General features: G+C 70.7%; 15 protein-coding genes and 1 tRNA gene. 1 reads left to right on the plus strand and 15 read right to left on the minus strand.

What is annotated here, in order from left to right:
* Positions 1-2: 2 nt before the first annotated feature.
* From ACWCQM_RS04475 to ACWCQM_RS04490, 4 genes are all read right to left on the minus strand, one after another.
* Positions 3-1,253: a helix-turn-helix domain-containing protein gene (locus tag ACWCQM_RS04475; protein WP_450913857.1), complete on the minus strand. Its 1,251-nt coding sequence runs from the start codon at positions 1,251-1,253 to the stop codon at positions 3-5.
* A gap of 305 nt (positions 1,254-1,558) precedes the next feature.
* A tRNA-His gene (locus ACWCQM_RS04480) sits at positions 1,559-1,631 on the minus strand.
* 127 nt (positions 1,632-1,758) lie between these two features.
* The gene (orn, locus tag ACWCQM_RS04485; RefSeq protein WP_267075566.1) at positions 1,759-2,364 is read right to left on the minus strand and encodes an oligoribonuclease; all 606 of its coding nucleotides are present in this window, start codon (positions 2,362-2,364) and stop codon (positions 1,759-1,761) included.
* Between the two features lie 10 nt (positions 2,365-2,374).
* Complete coding sequence (locus tag ACWCQM_RS04490) at positions 2,375-3,607, minus strand: helix-turn-helix domain-containing protein (protein WP_450913858.1); 1,233 nt, start codon at positions 3,605-3,607, stop codon at positions 2,375-2,377.
* A gap of 832 nt (positions 3,608-4,439) precedes the next feature.
* Here ACWCQM_RS04490 and ACWCQM_RS04495 point away from each other — a divergent pair.
* Positions 4,440-4,961, plus strand: coding sequence for a universal stress protein (locus ACWCQM_RS04495; RefSeq protein WP_450913859.1), 522 nt, complete (start codon positions 4,440-4,442; stop codon positions 4,959-4,961).
* 73 nt (positions 4,962-5,034) lie between these two features.
* On the opposite strand, the gene glmS is transcribed toward ACWCQM_RS04495, so the two are convergent.
* The 11 genes from glmS to ACWCQM_RS04550 all read right to left on the minus strand — a co-directional run bounded on the left by glmS (position 5,035) and on the right by ACWCQM_RS04550 (position 18,921).
* Complete coding sequence (gene glmS, locus ACWCQM_RS04500; RefSeq protein ID WP_450913860.1) at positions 5,035-6,864, minus strand: glutamine--fructose-6-phosphate transaminase (isomerizing); 1,830 nt, start codon at positions 6,862-6,864, stop codon at positions 5,035-5,037.
* A 61-nt stretch (positions 6,865-6,925) separates the two neighbouring features.
* The gene (locus ACWCQM_RS04505; protein ID WP_450913861.1) at positions 6,926-7,201 is read right to left on the minus strand and encodes a hypothetical protein; all 276 of its coding nucleotides are present in this window, start codon (positions 7,199-7,201) and stop codon (positions 6,926-6,928) included.
* A 198-nt stretch (positions 7,202-7,399) separates the two neighbouring features.
* Positions 7,400-9,181 (minus strand): IucA/IucC family protein, encoded by a 1,782-nt coding sequence (locus ACWCQM_RS04510; RefSeq protein ID WP_450913862.1) that lies wholly within the window; start codon positions 9,179-9,181, stop codon positions 7,400-7,402.
* Entirely contained in the window at positions 9,178-9,753 is a 576-nt protein-coding gene (locus ACWCQM_RS04515; RefSeq protein ID WP_450913863.1) for a GNAT family N-acetyltransferase, read from the minus strand. The genes ACWCQM_RS04510 and ACWCQM_RS04515 overlap by 4 nt, the downstream gene beginning before the upstream one ends.
* Positions 9,750-11,036, minus strand: coding sequence for a lysine N(6)-hydroxylase/L-ornithine N(5)-oxygenase family protein (locus tag ACWCQM_RS04520; RefSeq protein ID WP_450913864.1), 1,287 nt, complete (start codon positions 11,034-11,036; stop codon positions 9,750-9,752). Before ACWCQM_RS04520 ends, ACWCQM_RS04515 begins: the two co-directional genes overlap by 4 nt.
* On the minus strand, positions 11,020-12,468 hold the full coding sequence (locus tag ACWCQM_RS04525; protein WP_450913865.1) for a pyridoxal phosphate-dependent decarboxylase family protein: 1,449 nt from the start codon (positions 12,466-12,468) through the stop codon (positions 11,020-11,022). The genes ACWCQM_RS04520 and ACWCQM_RS04525 overlap by 17 nt, the downstream gene beginning before the upstream one ends.
* A 165-nt stretch (positions 12,469-12,633) precedes the next feature.
* Positions 12,634-13,485 (minus strand): siderophore-interacting protein, encoded by an 852-nt coding sequence (locus ACWCQM_RS04530; RefSeq protein WP_450913866.1) that lies wholly within the window; start codon positions 13,483-13,485, stop codon positions 12,634-12,636.
* A gap of 63 nt (positions 13,486-13,548) precedes the next feature.
* Entirely contained in the window at positions 13,549-14,577 is a 1,029-nt protein-coding gene (locus ACWCQM_RS04535; RefSeq protein ID WP_450913867.1) for an ABC transporter substrate-binding protein, read from the minus strand.
* Positions 14,578-14,748: 171 nt separating this feature from the next.
* Positions 14,749-15,915, minus strand: a complete 1,167-nt coding sequence (locus ACWCQM_RS04540) for an acyl-CoA dehydrogenase family protein (RefSeq protein WP_450913868.1) — start codon at positions 15,913-15,915, stop codon at positions 14,749-14,751.
* Positions 15,916-15,922: 7 nt separating this feature from the next.
* Positions 15,923-16,852: a hydroxymethylglutaryl-CoA lyase gene (locus tag ACWCQM_RS04545; RefSeq protein ID WP_450914087.1), complete on the minus strand. Its 930-nt coding sequence runs from the start codon at positions 16,850-16,852 to the stop codon at positions 15,923-15,925.
* A gap of 17 nt (positions 16,853-16,869) precedes the next feature.
* On the minus strand, positions 16,870-18,921 hold the full coding sequence (locus ACWCQM_RS04550; RefSeq protein ID WP_450913869.1) for an ATP-binding protein: 2,052 nt from the start codon (positions 18,919-18,921) through the stop codon (positions 16,870-16,872).
* Positions 18,922-18,929: the final 8 nt, after the last annotated feature.

Raw genomic sequence — 18,929 nt, forward strand, 5'->3', positions numbered from 1 at the left:
CGTCAGGCGGCAAGCAGGCCGAGCTTGACCGCGAGTGCGGATGCCCGGCGCCGACGCTCGGGAGACTTCGCCTCGGCCTCTTCCAGGATGATGCGCTTGGCGTACCCGTTGTAGCGGATCGTCTCCGGGGCGGCCTCGTGCGCCTGCGCCAGCGTTGCCAGCGCAACATCGGGCTGCCCGTCCAACTGGTAGCCGCGGGCCTCCTCGATCCGGTGCCGGGACCGACGCGGCCTCGACGGAATCGTGGACGCGTCGGCCGCCGCCGCCTGCCGCACCGACTCTCCGCCGGCATGCAGCTCCACTGCGATCGTCACCGCGTGCGCTCCCATGATGGCCCGGGAGAAGCTGGTCACCGGGTGGAAGTAGCCCTCGGGCAGACCAGCAGCTATGGCCCTGGCCTCGTCCCAGTACCGCCACGCCGTGCCGGTCTCGCCCCGGCGGGCCGCCGTGTAACCGGCCTCGAAACGCAGCGCCCCAGCGATCGCGCGAACCTCGGGGCGGGCTTCGGGGAGCAGGGGCTCCAGGAACTGCCACGCCTGGGTCGTGACGTGGTCAGCCGCATCGAAGTGTCCGGGACCGGAGTCGCGGTGTGCCTGAGCGGCCAGCCATGCGGCCACGCCGATCGTGTGGGGGTCCTCCGACTCCTGGGCCGCGACCATGCCCCGCTCGGCCACCCGCCAGAGCAGGGCGCTGTCCGGCTGGTACGCGACGAAGAACTGGCTGAGGCTGTACACCTCGGACAGGACGGCCTGTGCTGCCCGCCGGTCCGCGCCGGTGTCGGCATGGCGCGTTGCGGCCTGCGCGTCGCGGATCAGGTCCGGAAGCAGTGCACCCACGACGTCCCGGTGGTGCGGCGAGGTGTGGCGCGCCGACCACGCACGAGCCAGCCGAGCCGCGAGATGCTCAGCGGACGGGGCCTGCTCGGCCCGCGTCGGAGGGAAGGCATCCACTGCCGCTCGCACGGAAGCGAGCCGCGGGTGCCCGGGCCCGACGAACAAGTCGACGGAGGCGGTCTGGTCGCCGGTGAGGTCGGCCAGGTCCCGTACGCGCAGTACTTCGGCCAGGCGCAGGATCACCTCCAAGCGGGGTACGCCACGGCGCCCGGTCTCGATGCCCTTCACCCACGAGCCGGACCGGCCCATGAGCCCTCCAAGCTGGTCGCGGGTCATACCGCGGCGGGTCCGCAGGATCTGCACGCGCTGCCCGAAGGCGATCGGTTCGGCGTACGGGTCCGGGGTAGCGTCATCCGGCATGGCCTCGCCCCTCTCTGTCCAGCTCGTCACTGCCAGGGTATGGGGCAAGGCCCTTCCTGTGGGCCACGTCACTGATGTCCCTGGCGAAGCGGGACGTACGAGCCGCCGGTGGCAATCGAACCGAAGTGGGTACGAGGTCGAGGCCGCCCTGAAGAAGCACGTCCGCCACTCGGAGCCCGACGCCTGTGGTCGCCATGGAGGGGCGACAGGCCCGATTCGGGGTTCCGGTCGGGCCCGCGTGGGGACGGAATCGGAAACAGACGAGCCCCTGACCCGTTTCCCCAGGTCAGGGGCTCGTCATTCAGGGTGAGTAACGGGACTTGAACCCGCGACATCCTGGACCACAACCAGGTGCTCTGCCAGCTGAGCTATACCCACCATGTCGTCCGGTCGTTTTACTGACCGGCCGAGAAAAAGTGTACAGGGTCCTGGAGGGTGCTCGCGCCCGAGTTCTCCGGGACCGGGTCACAGGCCCTGGCGGGCCCGTGACCAGCGCGTCCTTCGACTACTGTCCGGCGGCCGGCGTGTGGCGCGCCGCGATCTCCTTGGCGCGGGCCGAGTCCGGGCCGGGCTGCGGCACGAAGACCGCGTCCCGGTAGTAGCGCAGCTCCGTGATGGAGTCGCGGATGTCGGCCAGTGCCCGGTGGTTGCCGTTCTTCTCCGGACTGTTGAAGTACGCCCTCGGGTACCAGCGGCGGGCCAGCTCCTTGACCGAGGACACATCGACGATCCGGTAGTGGAGGTAGCCCTCCAGCGACGGCATGTCCCGGGCGAGGAAGCCGCGGTCGGTGCCGACCGAGTTCCCGCACAGCGGGGCCTTGCCCGGCTCCTTCACGTGCTCGCGGATGTAGGCGAGGACCCGCTCCTCGGCATCGGCCAGCGTCGTGCCCCCCGCCAGCTCGTCGAGGAGGCCCGAGGCGGTGTGCATCTGCCGCACCACCTCGGGCATGGTCTCCAGGGCCGCGTCCGGCGGGCGGATCACGATGTCCACCCCTTCACCGAGCACGTTCAGTTCCGAGTCGGTGACCAGTGCGGCCACCTCGATGAGTGCGTCGTCCGTCAGCGAGAGCCCGGTCATCTCGCAGTCGATCCACACCATGCGGTCGTTCATGCGCCCCACCCTACGGGGCACTCCGCTGTCCCGGCAGGGCCGGGCGCCCCGGGACGTACGCCTCGGGACCCGGCCCGAAGCGCTCCGCCGGACCTCCGGGAGGCGCCGCCGCCGTGACCGGGGACGGGCCGGGGGAGGCCGCCGCGGCGGCCCGCCTGCTCGTCGCCGTGCCCTGGATCGGGACGGACGTCTCCAGCACCGCGCCGACGCTCTCCAGCGCCCCGCCCTGCGGACGACGGGCCCGGTAGGCGGCCCGGTACGCGGCGGGGGAGGACCCCAGCTGGCGGCGGAAGTGCCCGCGCAGCGCCACCGGCGAGCGGAAGCCGCAGCGGCCCGCGACCTCGTCCACCGAATAGTCGGAGGTCTCCAGCAGCCGCTGCGCCTGGAGCACGCGCTGGGTGATGAGCCACTGGAGCGGTGCGCTGCCCGTGAGCGAGCGGAACCTGCGGTCGAAGGTCCGCCTGCTCATGTAGGCGCGCGCGGCCAGCGTCTCCACGTCGAACTGCTCGTGGAGATGCTCCAGCGCCCAGGCCACGACCTCGGCGAGCGGGTCGGAGCCGATCTCTTCGGGTAAAGACCTGTCGAGGTAGCGCTCCTGACCGCCACTGCGCCGCGGCGGTACGACGAGCCGGCGGGCCAGCGCCCCGGCCGCCTCGGTGCCGTGGTCGGTACGGACTATGTGGAGGCACAGATCGATTCCGGCCGCCGTGCCGGCCGAGGTGAGCACGTCGCCGTCGTCGACGAACAGCTCACGCGGATCGACGTGCACCGACGGATAGCGCTTGGCCAGCGTCGGCGCGTACATCCAGTGCGTGGTGGCGGGGCGGCCGTCCAGCAGCCCCGCTGCCGCGAGGACGAAGGCCCCCGTGCACAGTCCTACGATGCGGGCGCCCTCCTCGTGGGCCCGGCGCAGCGCGTCCAGGGCCTCGGCGGGCGGCGGGGAGGTGATGGACCGCCAGGCGGGCACCACGACGGTGCCGGCCCTGCTGATCGCCTCCAGGCCGTACGGCGTGCTGAGTTCGAGGCCGCCCGTGGTGCGCAGCGGTCCTTCCTCGCCTCCGCAGACCAGCAGGCGGTAGCGCGGAACTCCCGCGTCCTGCCGGTCGATTCCGAAAACTGAGAGCGGAATGGAGCTCTCGAAGATAGGGCCGCCACTGAACAGCAGTACGGCTACGACTTCCCGGCGTCGCCGCCCGGTCAGTTTCCGTGCGGCCTCCGTTGCGGTGGCGGAGTCCTGGCTCATGACGCTAAGCCCCCCTCGGTGTTCGCGTCTCCCTGGTCCCTACGGGCCTGTCGCTCCTGCACGTTTCCCCTTGGTCTCGCACACGTCCCCAGTCCTCGACTCAAGATCGAATCTACTGCGTTCCGTGGTGCCGCCGTGACACGTTCCCCCTCCGGCGTTATGTCGACAAGGCAACGTGGCGCGAAGCGTTCGATCACGAAGCGTTTCACCCGCGGGCCCCGCAGGGAAGTGCGCGTCGCGATCATGGCCCGTCCCCATAGGGTCAAAGCGTACCGCGCGGTCTATTCCTGCCTGGTGGCACGTGGGTTGGGCGCCTGTTTGGCCAAGACAGAGGGGTGGGGCAGAAGTTGGCTGAAAACCGATGGTTGCGTGTGTGTAATCCGGTCATGCCACCGGCGCACGACCCCATTTCCCAGGAGCTTCCATGCGCCCCATGAGTCCCGGGAGGCGGCCCGGCCTCCCGGGATGAACGAAGCGCGATCACGCGATGGCGGGGTGTGACGCCCCCGGTTCCAGGATGCGGAGGAGGGGCGGGTGGCGCATTCGGCCGCCTCGTGCGCGCCGCCGTGGGGATCGGACGGGGCGTGACCGGTACCCGTCAGAGAGTCCACCAGCTGGATGTACGACGCAACTGGCATTGCCATATGGGGCGGTCTCCGGCATGCTCCCTCCATCGCCGCATGCGCTGTGCGAGGGCTGGGCAGTGGAGGAGTGGCGCCGTACCCTTGGGGGTAGGGGGTTGGGAAGATGTTTCCCGGACACAGCTCCACCGCTCGAAGGCACACCTCCAAATCGCTCCCTCCTCACGAGGACTCTCTTCGCCGAGACACCGATGGCCGGTCACGAAATCCCTGAACCCGCAGACCGCAAGCAGGTAGCCGACCCCGGGTCGGAACCGCAGACGGTCGCAGAATCGCGCCCTTCCTGCGATCCGGCCTTCCGGCACGGTGTCGTGGTCGGCTTCGACGGCTCCATGTCCAGCGAACGGGCCCTCGCGTATGCCATCGGGATGGCGAGCCGGCACGGCTCCGGACTGATCATCGTCCACGTGGCCAACCGGCTCCCGACCACGGTCTGGGCGGGCTGCGAGCCCCCCGTCTTCGTCGACGTCCCCGACCACCGCACCGAGGTACTCGGCCTGGAGCTCGCGTGCGCGGACTATCTCGCCGAGGTCCCCTGGGTGCTGGTGGAGCGCGGCGGGGACATCTGCCACGAGCTGGAGGAGGTCGGCCGGGAGTATTCGGCCGACGCGATCGTCGTCGGCTCGACGCACGGCATCGTGGGCCGCATCTTCGGGTCCGTGGCCGGCCGTCTCGCGCGACGGGCGCAGCGTCCCGTCATCGTCATCCCCTGAGGCCCCGAAAGGCCCCTGACGAGCCGTCAGGGGCCTCTGGTGCGCCCGCCCGGGGCCGGGCGGGGGATGCCGGCTACTCGACGGTGACCGACTTCGCGAGGTTGCGCGGCTTGTCGATGTCACGGCCCATGGCCAGCGCCGTGTGGTAGGCGAGGAGCTGGAGCGGGATGCCCATCAGGATCGGGTCCAGCTCGTTCTCGTTCTTCGGGACGACGATCGTGTGGTCGGCCTTCTCCTGCTCGCGGTGCGCGACGGCGAGGATGCGGCCGCTGCGCGCCTTGATCTCCTCCAGCGCCGCGCGGTTCTTCTCCAGCAGGTCGTCGTCGGGGACGATCGCGACCGTGGGGAGCGCCGGCTCGATGAGCGCGAGCGGACCGTGCTTGAGCTCGGAGGCGGGGTAGGCCTCGGCGTGGATGTAGGAGATCTCCTTGAGCTTCAGGGAGGCCTCCAGCGCGACGGGGTAGCCCCGCACACGGCCGATGAACATCATCGACTGCGCGCCCGCGTACTCCTCGGCCAGCTTCTTGATCTCGTCCTCCGACTCGAGGATCTGGCCGATCTGCTCGGGCAGCTTGCGCAGGCCCTCGATGATCCGCTTGCCGTCGGAGACCGAGAGGTCGCGGATGCGGCCCAGGTGCAGGGCGAGCAGCGCGAAGGCCACCACGGTGTTGGTGAAGCACTTGGTGGAGACGACGCAGACCTCGGGGCCGGCGTGGACGTACATGCCGCCGTCCGCCTCGCGGGCGATCGCCGAGCCGACGACGTTGACGACGCCCAGGACGCGTGCGCCCTTGCGCTTGAGCTCCTGCACCGCGGCCAGCACGTCGTAGGTCTCGCCGGACTGGGACACGGCGACGTACAGGGTGTCGGGGTCCACGACCGGGTTGCGGTAGCGGAACTCGGACGCGGGCTCGGCGTCCGCGGGGATGCGGGCCAGCTCCTCGATGAGGCCGGCGCCGATCAGACCCGCGTGGTACGAGGTGCCGCAGCCCAGGATCTTGATCCGGCGGACCCCGCGGGCCTCGCGGGCGTCGAGGTTCAGGCCGCCCAGGTGCACGGTGGAGAAGCGGTCGTCGATGCGGCCGCGCAGCACGCGGTCCACGGCGTCGGCCTGCTCGGAGATCTCCTTGTGCATGTACGTGTCGTGGCCGCCCATGTCGTACGACTCGGCCTCCCACTCCACGGTGGTCGGCGTGGCCGTCGTGGTCGAGCCCTCCGTGGTGTACGTACGGAAGTCGTCTGCCTTCAGGGTGGCCATCTCGCCGTCGTCCAGGGTGACGATCTGGCGGGTGTGCGCGACCAGGGCGGCCACGTCGGAGGCGACGAACATCTCCTTCTCGCCGATGCCGAGCACGACGGGGGAGCCGTTGCGGGCGACGACGATGCGGTCGTTGAAGTCGGCGTGCAGGACGGCGATGCCGTACGTGCCCTCGACCAGCTTCAGCGCCTCGCGGACCTTCTCCTCCAGCGTGCCGGCCTGCGCGCGGGCGATCAGGTGGACGAGCACCTCGGTGTCGGTCTCCGAGAGGAACTCGATGCCGTCGGCGACCAGCTTCGCGCGCAGCTCGGAGGCGTTGTCGATGATGCCGTTGTGGACGACGGCGACCTTGTTCTCCGCGTCCAGGTGCGGGTGCGCGTTCTCGTCGCTCGGGGCGCCGTGGGTGGCCCAGCGGGTGTGGGCGATGCCGGTGGTGCCGGCGAAGCGCTTGGGCACCCGGGCCTCCAGGTCGCGGACCCGGCCCTTGGCCTTGACCGTCTTCAGCACGCCCGGCTTGCCCGCGGCGGCCTTGCCCGTGATGACGATGCCCGCGGAGTCGTAGCCCCGGTACTCCAGCCGCTGCAGGCCCTCCAGCAGCAGCGGTGCCACGTCACGCCTGCCGATGTAACCGACGATCCCGCACATGGATGTTCTGCCCCTCCGTCGACGTACAAAAGTGTTCGGTGCCCTGCCGCGCCCGTGGCGCTCAGCCGTAGACGATGCGGCGCAGCTGGCGGAGCGAGAGCTCCTGCGGCGCCACCGCGCGGTGCGGCAGCTCGGCCGCGATCCGCTCGAAGATCTCCGCGTTCACCAGGCCGCCCGACTGCAGTTCGCGGTGGCGGCGCCGGACGAAGTCCTCGGTCGTCTCGTCGAAGTACGCCAGCACGTCGAGGATCACCCTGGCGGCCTCGCCGCGCTGGAGCGCGGTGGAGCGTACGAGGTGGTCGATGAGGTCGTCATGCGTGGGGCGGTGTTCGAGCACTCGTCGATATTGCGTGGAGCGGGCCCGCTTCGCAAGAAATCTGCCCGAAATCGGGCAGAAATCTCATCCGGAGGGGGTTGTATGCCGGATTTACCCGTTAGATTCTCATCCGGGCCCGGAATCTCGCCCTGTCCGGAGCCCGACGGCCGGGCTCCCCCGTCCGGCCCCGCCGGGAGGCGCGGGGCCGGAGGGCCGGGCTCAGAGGCCCGCGATCGGGTTCCGCAGGGTGCCGGTCAGCTGGAGGGCGCCCGCGGGGTCCTCCAGGTCGACCATCTGCTGGTTGTTCCGCAGCTGGAGCCGGTTGAGGCAGGACAGCGCGAACTCCTCCGTGAACATGTCGTACTGCTTGAACTTGTCCGAGAGGTACGGCACGGAGTCCTGGTAGCCCCTGACGCACTCGGCGACCGTCCGCCAGAAGACGTCCTCCTCCAGAACCCCTTCCGTGGCGAGATCCGCCCCCAGGAAGCGGAGGAAGCAGTCGAAGACGTCGGTGAGGACGGACAGCAGCTTCATGTCCTCGGGGACCTCGGCGCGGATCCGCTCGACCTGGGGCGGCAGCACCGCGTCCGGGTCCATGACCGCGATCTCCTCGGCGATGTCCTTGAAGACCGTGCGCCGCACGACCCCGTCCTCGATCACCAGGATCACGTTCTCGCCGTGCGGCATGAACACCAGGTCGTACGCGTAGAAGCTGTGCAGCACCGGCACGAGGTAGGCGTCCAGATAGCGCCGCAGCCAGTCCGCCGGCTCCAGCCCCGACTCGGCGATCAGGGCGCCCGCCAGTGAGCGGCCCTCGTCGTCGGTGTGGAGCAGCGAGGCCATCGTGGCGAGCCGCTCGCCCTCGGCCAGGGAGGGGACCGGGCTCTCACGCCAGAGCGCGGCGAGCATCTTCAGATAGGGGGACCCCTTGGTGGTCGCCGCCTCGTAGGCCTGGTGGCGGTAGCCGATCGCCGCCCGCTCCCGGATGATCGAGAAACCGGCGGCGCTCAGCAGCTCGTCGCGCTCGATCAGACCGGCCAGCCAGTCGTTGATCGCGGGCGTGGCCTCCATGTACGCCGCCGAGAGCCCCCGCATGAAGCCCATGTTCAGCACGGACAGCGCCGTCTTGACGTAGTGCTTCTCCGGGTGGTCGGCGTTGAAGAACGTCCGGATCGACTGCTGGGCCAGATAGGCGTCCTCGCCCTCGCCCAGGCAGACCAGACGCCGCTGCGCCAGCTCGCCGGCGAAGGTGACGGCGAGCTTGTTCCACCACTGCCAGGGGTGGACCGGGATCAGCAGGTAGTCGTCGAGGTCGAGCCCGAGGTCACGCATCCGCCCGGCGAACACGGCGAGGGTCTCCTCGCCGAGCTCACCGGCGATCAGTGAGGGGTAGTCCAGTCCGGCGCCCGCCGTGAAGGTGGCGCGATCACGCCGGGCGGCCAGCCAGACCAGCCTGATTCCGGCCGCCGCCTCGGGGGCGTACGCGCGGTACTCGTCCACCCCGAAGCCGAGCCGCCCGTTGTTGGCGACAAAGCAGGGGTGACCCTCGGTCATACCCGTCTCGATGGCCTGGAAACCGGCCACCGCGAGCTCGGCGGCGGTGGTCGGTTCCTTGGTCCGCTTGTACGCGGTTCCGGCCAGGGTGGAGGAGATCTCCTCCAGATACACCGGAAGGATCTCCGCCGAGAGACCCAGGGTGGCCCGGAGCTCGATGAAGAACTCCAGGGCGTCCAGGGGCAGCTCCGAGCCGTGCCGGTGCCGGGTGATCGACGCGGCGTCGACCTGCCAGTGGTCCAGCGCGAAGCGGCGCGCGGCGAAGCGGTACTCGACCGCCCCGTCGTCGCCGCGCACGCGGTAGCGGCCCTCCTCCAGCGGCTCCGGGGTCAGCAGGCGCTCGTGGGAGAACTCCGCCAGCGCCTTGCGGATCAGCAGCCGGTTGGCGACGGCCCAGCTCTCCGGGGTGAGGTGGTCGACGCTGGCGGGTGCGGGGTGGGTGGTCATCGGCGGGCTCCAGTGGTCGCGGCCTCGAACTGCTCGCGGGTGCAGGCGCTGAGCAGGGCGTTCTTCTCCGGCTTGGCGATCTCGCGGATCACCTCGAAGCCGACGGCCTTGTTCAGCTTCTGCACCGCGGTGTTGGTGACGTCGGGTTCGACGACGACTCTGCGCACCGAGGGATCGGCGAACAGCGTCTCCATGACGGCGGTGATCACCGCCAGGGTGAAGCCGTGCACCGGGTTCTGCGGCGGCGCCACCAGGAAGTGCATCCCGACGTCGCCGGGCTCCGCCTCGTACAGCCCCTTGAGCTCGACCTCGGTGGGGTCGTAGCGCTCCAGCAGGAAGGCGGGCTCACCGTCGTGCAGCCCGATGAAGGCGTCGTGGTGGGGATGGGCGGCTATCGCCGTGTACTCCCGCTCGACGTCCTCCAGCCGCGCGTCGCCCATCATCCAGAAGGCCGACCTGGGGTGGGTGACCCAGCGGTGCACCAGCTCGGTGTCGGACCCGCTGCCCGGTGTGCCGGGGGAGGGGTCCAGGGGGCGGACGGAGAACGTCCCGAGGGGGGTCGTGCCGGTCATACTGCGAACTCCTGGAAGGCGACGGACTTCTCGACCGGGTAGTACTCCCGGCCGAGCAGTTCGCCGATGATGTAAGCGTTGCGGTAGGCACCCATGCCCAGGTCGGGCGAGGTGATCGAGTGGGTGTGCACCCCGGCGTTCTGGAGGAAGATCCCGCGGCCGGTGGTGTCGATGCTGTAGTTGCGGGCCACGTCGAAGCGGCCCCGGCCGTCGTAGCGGAGGCGGTCGGTGACCGGCTCCAGGAAGGCCGGAGCGGTGTAGCGGTAGCCGGTGGCCAGGATCAGGCCCTCGCTGTCGAGCTCGTACTCCCGCCCCTGTTCCTCCTGGCGCAGGCCCAGCGTGTACGTCCCCGAAGACTCCTCGTACCGCGCGCTGCGCAGCGCCGAGTTGGTGAGCAGGCGGGTGGGCACGGGGCCGGGCAGGTTCTTCTGGTAGAGCAGGTCGAAGATGGCGTCGATCAGCTCGCCGTCGATGCCCTTGAACAGGCCCTTCTGACCGGACTCCAGCCGGTAGCGGGTGTCCTCCGGCAGGGCGTGGAAGTAGTCCACGTACTCCGGCGAGGTCATCTCCAGCGTGAGCTTGGTGTACTCCAGAGGGAAGAAGCGGGGCGAGCGCGTCACCCAGTTCAGCCGGTAGCCGTGGACGTCGATCCCGGAGAGCAGGTCGTGGTAGATCTCCGCCGCGCTCTGTCCGCTGCCCACCAGGGTGATGGACTTCTTCGCCTGGAGCTTCGCCTTCTCCTGGAGATAGCGGGAGTTGTGCAGGAAGTCGCCGCCCAGGCCCTCGCAGGCCTCCGGGATGTACGGCGGGGTGCCGGTGCCCAGGACGAGACGGGGGGCGCGGAAGGTGCCGTCGGCGGTGTGCGCCGTGTACAGGCCGTCGCCCTCGTCGTACGTAACCGACTGTACGGTTTGGTTGAAACGGATACTGGTTAGTCCGGCCGCTGCCCACCGGCAGTAGTCGTTGTACTCGGTCCGCAGCGGATAGAAGTTCTCCCGGATGTAGAACGAGTAGAGCCTGCCCCGCTCCTTCAGGTAGTTGAGGAAGGAGTACGGCGAGGTCGGATCGGCCATCGTCACCAGGTCCGACATGAACGGCGTCTGGAGATGGGCCCCTTCGAGGAACATCCCCGAGTGCCACTCGAAGTCCGGCTTGGACTCCAGGAACACCCCGTTCAGCTCCTCGACCGGCTCGGTCAGGCAGGCGAGTCCGAGGTTGAACGGACCGAGCCCGATCCCGATGAAGTCGTACGGGGCGGTGCGGGGCTCAGGAAGCGCGGTCAAGGGACTCTCCCAGGTACTGCTCGGCGTGGCCGGCGATCAGATCGAGAACGGCGGCGATGTCGGCCGTGGTCGTCTCGGGGTTGAGCAGGGTGAACTTCAGGTACTGGCGGCTGCCGACCTCGGTGCCCGCGACCACGGCCTCGCCCGAGGCGAAGAGGGCCTTGCGGGCGTGCAGGTTGGCGCGGTCGATGTCCTCGGGCGAGGTCACGTGCGCAGGGACGTAGCGGAAGACCAGGGTGGAGAGCCGGGGCTCCACGACGACGTCGAAGCGCGGGTCGGCGGCCAGCAGCCGCCAGCCCTCGGCGGCCCGTTCGCAGACCTCGTCGAAGAGTTCGCCGACGCCGTCCGCGCCCATGACGCGCAGCGTCATCCACAGCTTGAGCGCGTCGAACCTCCGCGTGGTCTGGAGGGACTTGTCCACCTGGTTGGGGATGCGCTCCTGGACCGTCCGCCGCGGATTGAGGTACTCCGCGTGGTACGTCGCATGGCGCAGGGTGGCCCGGTCGCGGACCAGCACGGCGGACGAACTCACGGGCTGGAAGAAGGACTTGTGGTAGTCCACGGTGACCGAGTCGGCGCGCTCGATGCCGTCGAGCAGCGCCCGGCGGGTCGGGGAGGCGAGCAGTCCGCAGCCGTAGGCGGCGTCGACGTGCATCCAGGCCGCGTACTGCTCGCAGAGCGCGGCGATCCCGGGCAGCGGGTCGATGGAGCCGAAGTCGGTGGTGCCCGCGGTGGCGACGACCGCCATCGGCACGGAGCCCTCGGCGGCGCAGCGCTCCAGGGCGGCGGCCAGCGCGACGGTCTGCATGCGCTTCTCGCGGTCGACGGGGACCGGGACGACGGCCTCGGGGCCGAGACCGAGGAGTTTCGCCGACTTCTGGACGCTGAAGTGGCTGCACTCCGAGGCGAAGACGCGCAGCCGGGAGAAGTCCTCGGGGCGGACCTTGGCCTCCTCCCGGGCGAGCAGGAGGGCCTGGAGGTTGGACTGCGTACCGCCGCTGGTGAAGACGCCGTCCGCCGCGGGGCCCAGTCCGATGCGGCCGGCCGTCCAGTCGATCAGCCTGCGCTCGATGAGGGTGCCGCCCGCGCTCTGGTCCCAGGTGTCCAGGGAGGAGTTGACGGCCGAGAGCACGGCCTCGCCGACGACCGCGGGGATGACCACGGGGCAGTTGAGGTGGGCGAGGTAGCGGGGGTGGTGGAAGTAGACGGCGTCGCGGAGATAGACCTCCGAGAGCTCGTCCAGGGCGGCGGCCGTGTCGTTGAGCGGCCGGTCCAGGTCGACGGCGTCGACGACGGGCGCGAGCCGGTCGACGCCGACGCCGCTGAACGGCTGCTCGACGGAGGCGAGTGTGGCTGCGACCCGTGCGACTCCCTCGGTGACGGAGTGACGGTAGTCCTCCGCCGTCGTGCGGTTGAGCAGGTGGGAACGCATGGTGGGGGGCCTCCCGGGTGAGGGACGTCATCGCGGCCCTCCGCGAGAAAGGAGGGGGGACGAAGGGCCGTGATCGTTAAGTTAGGTAAGCCTAACCTAATCAAATCGATGCCCCTCGCCCCCCGGAGGGTCCGTCACAGGAACCCCACAAGACGCGCGGACGCGTCACGCGGACGCCCGCGACGCCTCCTCCCGCAGCTGCTCCTCGCTCATCCCGCGCCGCCAGTAACCGATGAAGGTGACCCGTCCTCGGTCGAACTTCCGCTCCTGGACGACATGCCGGCGCAGCGCCCGCACCTGGGAGGACTCTCCGGCGATCCAGGCGTACGGGGTGCCGTCGGGCAGTTCGGCGGCGCGCACGGCGTCCACGGCCGAGGGGGCGCCCTCCTCGCGCACCAGCCAGGTGACGCGGGCGTCGGCGTCGGTGCGGAGGTCCTGGCGGTCCTCGGTGTGCGGGACCTCCAGGAAGACCCTGGCCGGCGTCCCGGCGGGGAGCCACTCCAGCGCGGCCGACGCGGCGGGCAGGGCCGTCTCGTCGGCCCAGATCAGCACCCAGTCGGTGTCCCGCGGCGGGCGGAACCGTACGGACGCGTTGTCCTCGACGGCCGGGCCCAGCGCCTTGAGCAGCTGTCCGGGAGCGGCGTCCGCCGCCCAGCGGCACGCGGGTCCGCCGTCGTCGTGCAGGGCGAAGTCGATGTCGATCTCGGTGGTGCCGTCGTCGGCGCGGCGCTGGGAGCGCACCGTGTAGGCCCGCATGACGGCCCGTACGTCCTCGGGCGTGGCCCGCCAGGCGTCGAACCAGCTGCCGTCCTCGTCCACGGGGACGTAGGGCTCCCGCTCGCCCGGCTGCGGCAGGAACAGCGAGAGGCTCTGGTCCCGGCCCCCCGCGGCGAAGCCGTCGAGTCCGGGCCCTCCGAAGGTGACCCGCTGCATGGAGGGGCTCAGCCGGCGGACCCGCAGGACCGTCAGGCCGAAGAACCGGAAGGGGGCGACGGCGGGTGCGGCGGCGGTCGTCATGCGGGGCTCCTCCCAGGAACCGGAACGGCCCGGCCGGGATTCGCTCCCGGCCGGGCCGCGGGGTCAGCTGACCTTCTTGGCGTTCTCTATCGCCTCGGCGAGGGCGTCGAGGATCGGCGCGCACTTGTCGTAGGAGTAGATCGGCTCCGTCGTACGCGGGATGACCTGGCCGGCCTTGACGGCGGGCAGCTGGGCCCAGGTGGGCTTGGAGGTCAGGGCGTCCGGCTGGAGGGCCGAGGAGCGGTTGTCCATCATGATGATGTCGGCGTCGTGCTTGCCGACGTTCTCCCAGCTCAGCTCCTCGAAGAACGCGCCTTCCTTGATCTTCGGCTCCACGAACTGCACACCCAGCTCCTGGAAGTACAGGGTGTCGGCCGACATCTTCGCGAGCGAGACGTAGAAGAGGTCCTGGCTGGCGGAGCCGATCAGGACCTTGATGTTCGGCTGGGACTTCGCGGCGGCGCGCAGCCGGGCGGCGGCCTTCTCGAAGGCGGCCTTGGCGTCGGTGACCTTCTTGGCCTTGACGTCGGCGCCGAGGGAGGCCGCGAGGTCCTCGTGGCGCTGGATCGCCTTGGGGATGGTGGTCTGCGCGGCCCACAGGGCGACGCTCGGGGCCAGCTTCAGGATCTTGTCCTTGGACTGGTCCGGCACGTACCAGAGGGCGTCCTTCTCCCACATGGCGGTGACGAGGAGCTCCGGCGCGAGGCCGGTGTACTTCTCGACGTTGAACTCGCCCCAGACGTTGCCGAGCACCTCGACCTTGTTGATGTCCAGGTCACCGGCCTGCACGTCGGCCTTGCCGTCCGCGGTCTTCGTCGGGCCGAAGACGCCCTTGACCTCGACGCCGTAGTCGTGGAGCGCGGCGGCGACACCGACGAACGCCACGATGTTCTTCGGGACGGAGTCGGCCTTCGCCGTCTGGCCGCGGTCGTCCTTGAACGACCAGGGGCCGGTTTTCTCCGCACCCGTACCCGAGTCGGAGGTCTTCTCGTCGCTGTCACCGCAGGCTGCGAGGACGGCACCGAGACCGACGGCGCCACCGGCGGCCAGCAGGCCGCGGCGGGAGAGTGGGCTGGTCCGGAGGTTGGACATGAGTGGATCTGCTTTCGTACGCGCCGCTGGGCGCCCGTCGGTGGTTGAAGGAAGGCTAGCCTAACCTCACACATGGTGAGCGGTGAGGGCAAGGGGCTCTGCGTTACCGTTACCGGAGCAGACGGAAGCCGCCTCCCGTGACCGGAGAGGCGGCTGTCGGAGCGTCGGCTCTCAGGCGTCCATGCCCAGCTCCCGCGCGATCAGCATCCGCTGGACCTCGCTCGTGCCCTCGCCGATCTCCAGGATCTTGGAGTCGCGCCACATCCTGGCCACCGGGTACTCGTTCATGAAGCCGTAGCCGCCGTGGATCTGTGTCGCGTCCCGGGCGTTGTCCACCGCCACCGTGGAGGAGTACAGCTTCGCGATGGCCGCCTCCTTCTTGAAGGGCTCGCCCGCCACCAGCCGTGAGGCCGCGTCGCGCCAGCCGATCCGGGCCATGTGCGCCCGGGTCTCCATGTCGGCGATCTTGAACTGGATGGCCTGGTTGGCGCCGATCGGCTTCCCGAAGGCGTGCCGCTCCTTCGCGTACTTCAGGGATTCGTCCACGCAGCCCTGCGCCAGCCCCGTCGAGAGCGCCGAGATGGCGATCCGTCCCTCGTCCAGGATGCGCAGGAACTGCGCGTAGCCCCGGCCCTCCTCGCCCAGCAGGTTCGCCGCCGGGACACGGACGTCGGAGAAGGACAGCTCCCGGGTGTCCGAGGCGTTCCAGCCGACCTTGGAGTACGGGGCGGCCACCGTGAAGCCCGGGGTGCCGGACGGGACGATGATCGCGGAGATGCGCGGGGCGCCGTTCTCCTTGCGGCCGGTCACCGCCGTCACCGTCACCAGCTCCGTGATGTCCGTACCGGAGTTGGTGATGAAGCACTTGGAGCCGTTGATCACCCACTCGTCCGTCGCCTCGTCCAGCACGGCCGTCGTGCGGGTGCCGCCCGCGTCCGAGCCGCCGTCCGGCTCCGTCAGCCCGAACGCGCCGAGCGCCTCGCCCGAGCAGAGCCTCGGCAGCCACCGCTGCTTCTGCTCCTCGGTGCCGAAGCGGTATACCGGCATGGCGCCGAGCGAGACACCGGCCTCCAGGGTGATCGCCACCGAGGAGTCGACCCGGGCCAGCTCCTCCAGGGCGATCCCGAGGGCGAGGTAGTCGCCGCCCATGCCGCCGTACTCCTCGGGGAAGGGCAGGCCGAACAGGCCCATGCGGCCCATCTCCCGCACGATCTCGTACGGGAACTCGTGCCGCTCGTAGAAGTCGCCGATCTTCGGGGCGATCACATCGTGCGCGAACTCCTCGACGGTACGGCGCAGTTCCTCGTGCTCGGCGGTCAGCCGGTGGTCAAGGGACATGGGTGCTTCACTCCTTGTGGGACAGCGCACGGACGGTACGGGACGGGCTCGGGCGGCCCAGTTGTTCGGCCATCCACACGCTCGTGGCGGTGAGTGCGCCGAGATCGACCCCGGTGTGGACACCGAGGCCGTCGAGCATCCACACGAGGTCCTCGGTGGCGAGGTTCCCGGTCGCGCTCTTCGCGTACGGGCAGCCGCCGAGGCCGCCCGCGGAGGCGTCCACCGTCGTCACCCCGTGCTGGAGCGCGGCCAGGGTGTTGGAGAGCGCCTGGCCGTACGTGTCGTGGAAGTGCACCCCGATGGTGTCGGTGTGCACGCCCTCCTCGTTCAGCCCGGAGAGCAGCTCCTGCACATGGCCGGGGGTGGCCACGCCGATCGTGTCGCCGAGGGACAGCTCGTCGCAGCCGAGGTCCATCAGCGCCTTCGCGACCCGGACGACCTGGGCGACGGGCACGGCGCCCTCCCACGGGTCGCCGAAGCACATCGACAGATAGCCGCGCACATGGACGTCGGCCTCCTTCGCCCGCGCCACCACCGGCTCGAACATGGCGAGCGACTCGTCCACCGTGCGGTTGAGGTTGCGCGCGGCGAACGTCTCGGTCGCCGATCCGAACACGGCGATCCGGTCGGCGCCGAGCGCGAGCGCCCGGTCCAGGCCGCGCTCGTTCGGCACGAGGACGGGCAGGGCGACGTCCCCGACGTCCGCGATGTCGCCGACCAGGGGGAAGAGCCGCTCGGCGTCCGCGAGCTGGGGCACCCACTTCGGGTGCACGAAGCTGGTCGCCTCGATCGTGGAGAGCCCGGCCTCCGCGAGCCTGCGGATGAACTCCGCCTTCACCTCGGTCGGTACGACGGTCTTCTCGTTCTGCAGGCCGTCGCGTGCGCCGACCTCATGGATGCGGACCCGGGCCGGCAGCCCCTGCGCGGGCACCGTCATGGGCAGTCCGGTGCCGGTCACGATTCCTCCCTCGGGGCCACCACGGCCAGGATCTGGTCCATGGCGACCGTGGCACCGGCGGTGACGTCCAGCTCGGTGACGGTGCCCGCGTGCGGGGCGGAGATGACGTGCTCCATCTTCATCGCCTCGACGACCAGCAGGCTCTGCCCGGCCACGACCTCGTCCCCGACGGCCACCTTCACCACCGTGATGGTGCCGGGCATGGGCGCGGCGAGCGTGTCCACGCCCGACCGGGCGGCACCGCTGAGCGAGGCCTCCACCGGGTCGTGGTCCTGGACGTGCCAGGCGTCCCCGTCGCGACCGAGCCAGACCCCCTCGGGGGAGCCCGCCCGGCTGAACGTGTGTGTCACACCGTCGAGTTCGACGACGACGCGCGGCCCGGAGGCCTCGACGAGCCGGGCCCGCTCGGCACCGGGCAGCGAGGGCAGCGGCCCGCACGCGTCGGCGGGCTCCTCCCGGTCCCCGGCGTGGCCGAACGTCAGCGCGGCCGTGCCGTCGACGGCCGTGCGCAGGCCCACGCGCACCGGGTCGCGGCCCGGGACCCGGAAGTGGTGGAAGGTTTCGGCAGGGGTGCCGCCGAGCCGCCAGCCGCTGGGCACGGAGAACGGATCGACCCAGCCGGCGGCGGACGGCCGGGGCGGCGGCTGCCGCAGCAGGGCCGCCGCCGCGTACACCTCCTCCGGGACGCCGTCCGGCACCAGGCCGTCCGCCTCCCGCTCCACGAGCCCGGTGTCCAGCTCGCCCGCGGCCACCGCCGGATGGGCCAGCAGCCTGCGCAGGAAGCCCGCGTTCGTCGGGACGCCCAGCACCACCGTGTCCGCGAGCGCCGCGCGCAGCCTGCGCAGCGCCGTGGCCCGGTCCGGGCCGTACGCGATGACCTTCGAGAGCATCGGGTCGTACGTGCTGCCGACCGGCACACCCTCGCTGAGGCCCGAGTCCGTCCGCGCCCCGCCGCCCTGCGGTTCGCGCAGCGCGAGCACGGTGCCGCCGGACGGCAGGAAGCCGCGCGCCGGGTCCTCGGCGCAGACCCGGGCCTCGACGGCGTGCCCGGTCAGGGTGATGTCGTCCTGGGCGTACGGCAGCCGCTCACCGGAGGCGACCCGGAGCTGCCACTCCACCAGGTCGAGCCCGGTGACCAGCTCGGTCACGGGGTGTTCCACCTGGAGGCGGGTGTTCATCTCCATGAAGTAGTACGAGGCGGGGTCGTTGCCCGGGACGATGAACTCGACCGTGCCGGCGCCCACATACCCGCAGGACCGGGCCGCCTGCACGGCCGCCTCGCCCATCGCGGCCCGCGTCCGCTCGTCGAGCAGGACCGAGGGCGCCTCCTCGATGATCTTCTGGTGGCGGCGCTGGAGCGAGCACTCGCGCTCGCCGAGGTGCACGACGCCGCCGTGCCCGTCGGCCAGGACCTGGATCTCGATGTGGCGCGGCCGGTCGATCCACCGCTCGACGAGGAGCGTGTCGTCACCGAAGGAGGCACGCGCCTCCCGCCGGGCCGCCGCGATCTCGTCGGCCAGCAGCGTCTCCTCCCGCACCAGCCGCATGCCCTTGCCGCCGCCGCCCGCCGAGGGCTTCAGCAGGACGGGCATCCCGATCTCCCGGGCCGCCGCCTCCAGTTGCCCGTCGGTGAGGCCGCTCCCGGAGGAGCCGGGCACCACGGGCACCCCGGCCGCCGCGACGGTCTCCTTGGCGCGGATCTTGTCGCCCATCAGCGAGATCGCCGAGGCGGGCGGACCGATGAAGACCAGCCCCGCGTCCGCGCACGCCTGCGCGAAGACCGCGTTCTCCGCGAGGAAGCCGTATCCCGGGTGGACGGCCTCGGCGCCCGTGCGGCGGGCGGCGTCGAGCAGCCGGTCCACCGAGAGATAGCTCTCGGCGGCGGGCGCGGGCCCGATCCGTACCGCCGTGTCGGCCTCCCGGACGTGCCGGGCGTCCGCGTCGGCGTCGCTGAAGACGGCCACCGACCGCACACCGAGCTCGCGCAGGGTCCGGATGACCCGGACCGCGATCTCGCCACGGTTGGCGACCAGAACAGTGCTGAACATGGAAGTCC

It is taken from the genome of Streptomyces sp. NPDC002125, from assembly GCF_053593715.1.

Coding starts and splice junctions, on each gene's coding strand:
- ACWCQM_RS04475 (WP_450913857.1), bottom strand. CDS start 1,253: ATGCCGGATGACGCTACCCCGGACCCGTACGCCGAACCGATCGCCTTC.
- orn (WP_267075566.1), bottom strand. CDS start 2,364: ATGAACGACCGCATGGTGTGGATCGACTGCGAGATGACCGGGCTCTCG.
- ACWCQM_RS04490 (WP_450913858.1), bottom strand. CDS start 3,607: ATGAGCCAGGACTCCGCCACCGCAACGGAGGCCGCACGGAAACTGACC.
- ACWCQM_RS04495 (WP_450913859.1), top strand. CDS start 4,440: ATGGCCGGTCACGAAATCCCTGAACCCGCAGACCGCAAGCAGGTAGCC.
- glmS (WP_450913860.1), bottom strand. CDS start 6,864: ATGTGCGGGATCGTCGGTTACATCGGCAGGCGTGACGTGGCACCGCTG.
- ACWCQM_RS04510 (WP_450913862.1), bottom strand. CDS start 9,181: ATGACCACCCACCCCGCACCCGCCAGCGTCGACCACCTCACCCCGGAG.
- ACWCQM_RS04515 (WP_450913863.1), bottom strand. CDS start 9,753: ATGACCGGCACGACCCCCCTCGGGACGTTCTCCGTCCGCCCCCTGGAC.
- ACWCQM_RS04525 (WP_450913865.1), bottom strand. CDS start 12,468: ATGCGTTCCCACCTGCTCAACCGCACGACGGCGGAGGACTACCGTCAC.
- ACWCQM_RS04530 (WP_450913866.1), bottom strand. CDS start 13,485: ATGACGACCGCCGCCGCACCCGCCGTCGCCCCCTTCCGGTTCTTCGGC.
- ACWCQM_RS04535 (WP_450913867.1), bottom strand. CDS start 14,577: ATGTCCAACCTCCGGACCAGCCCACTCTCCCGCCGCGGCCTGCTGGCC.
- ACWCQM_RS04540 (WP_450913868.1), bottom strand. CDS start 15,915: ATGTCCCTTGACCACCGGCTGACCGCCGAGCACGAGGAACTGCGCCGT.
- ACWCQM_RS04545 (WP_450914087.1), bottom strand. CDS start 16,852: ATGACGGTGCCCGCGCAGGGGCTGCCGGCCCGGGTCCGCATCCATGAG.
- ACWCQM_RS04550 (WP_450913869.1), bottom strand. CDS start 18,921: ATGTTCAGCACTGTTCTGGTCGCCAACCGTGGCGAGATCGCGGTCCGG.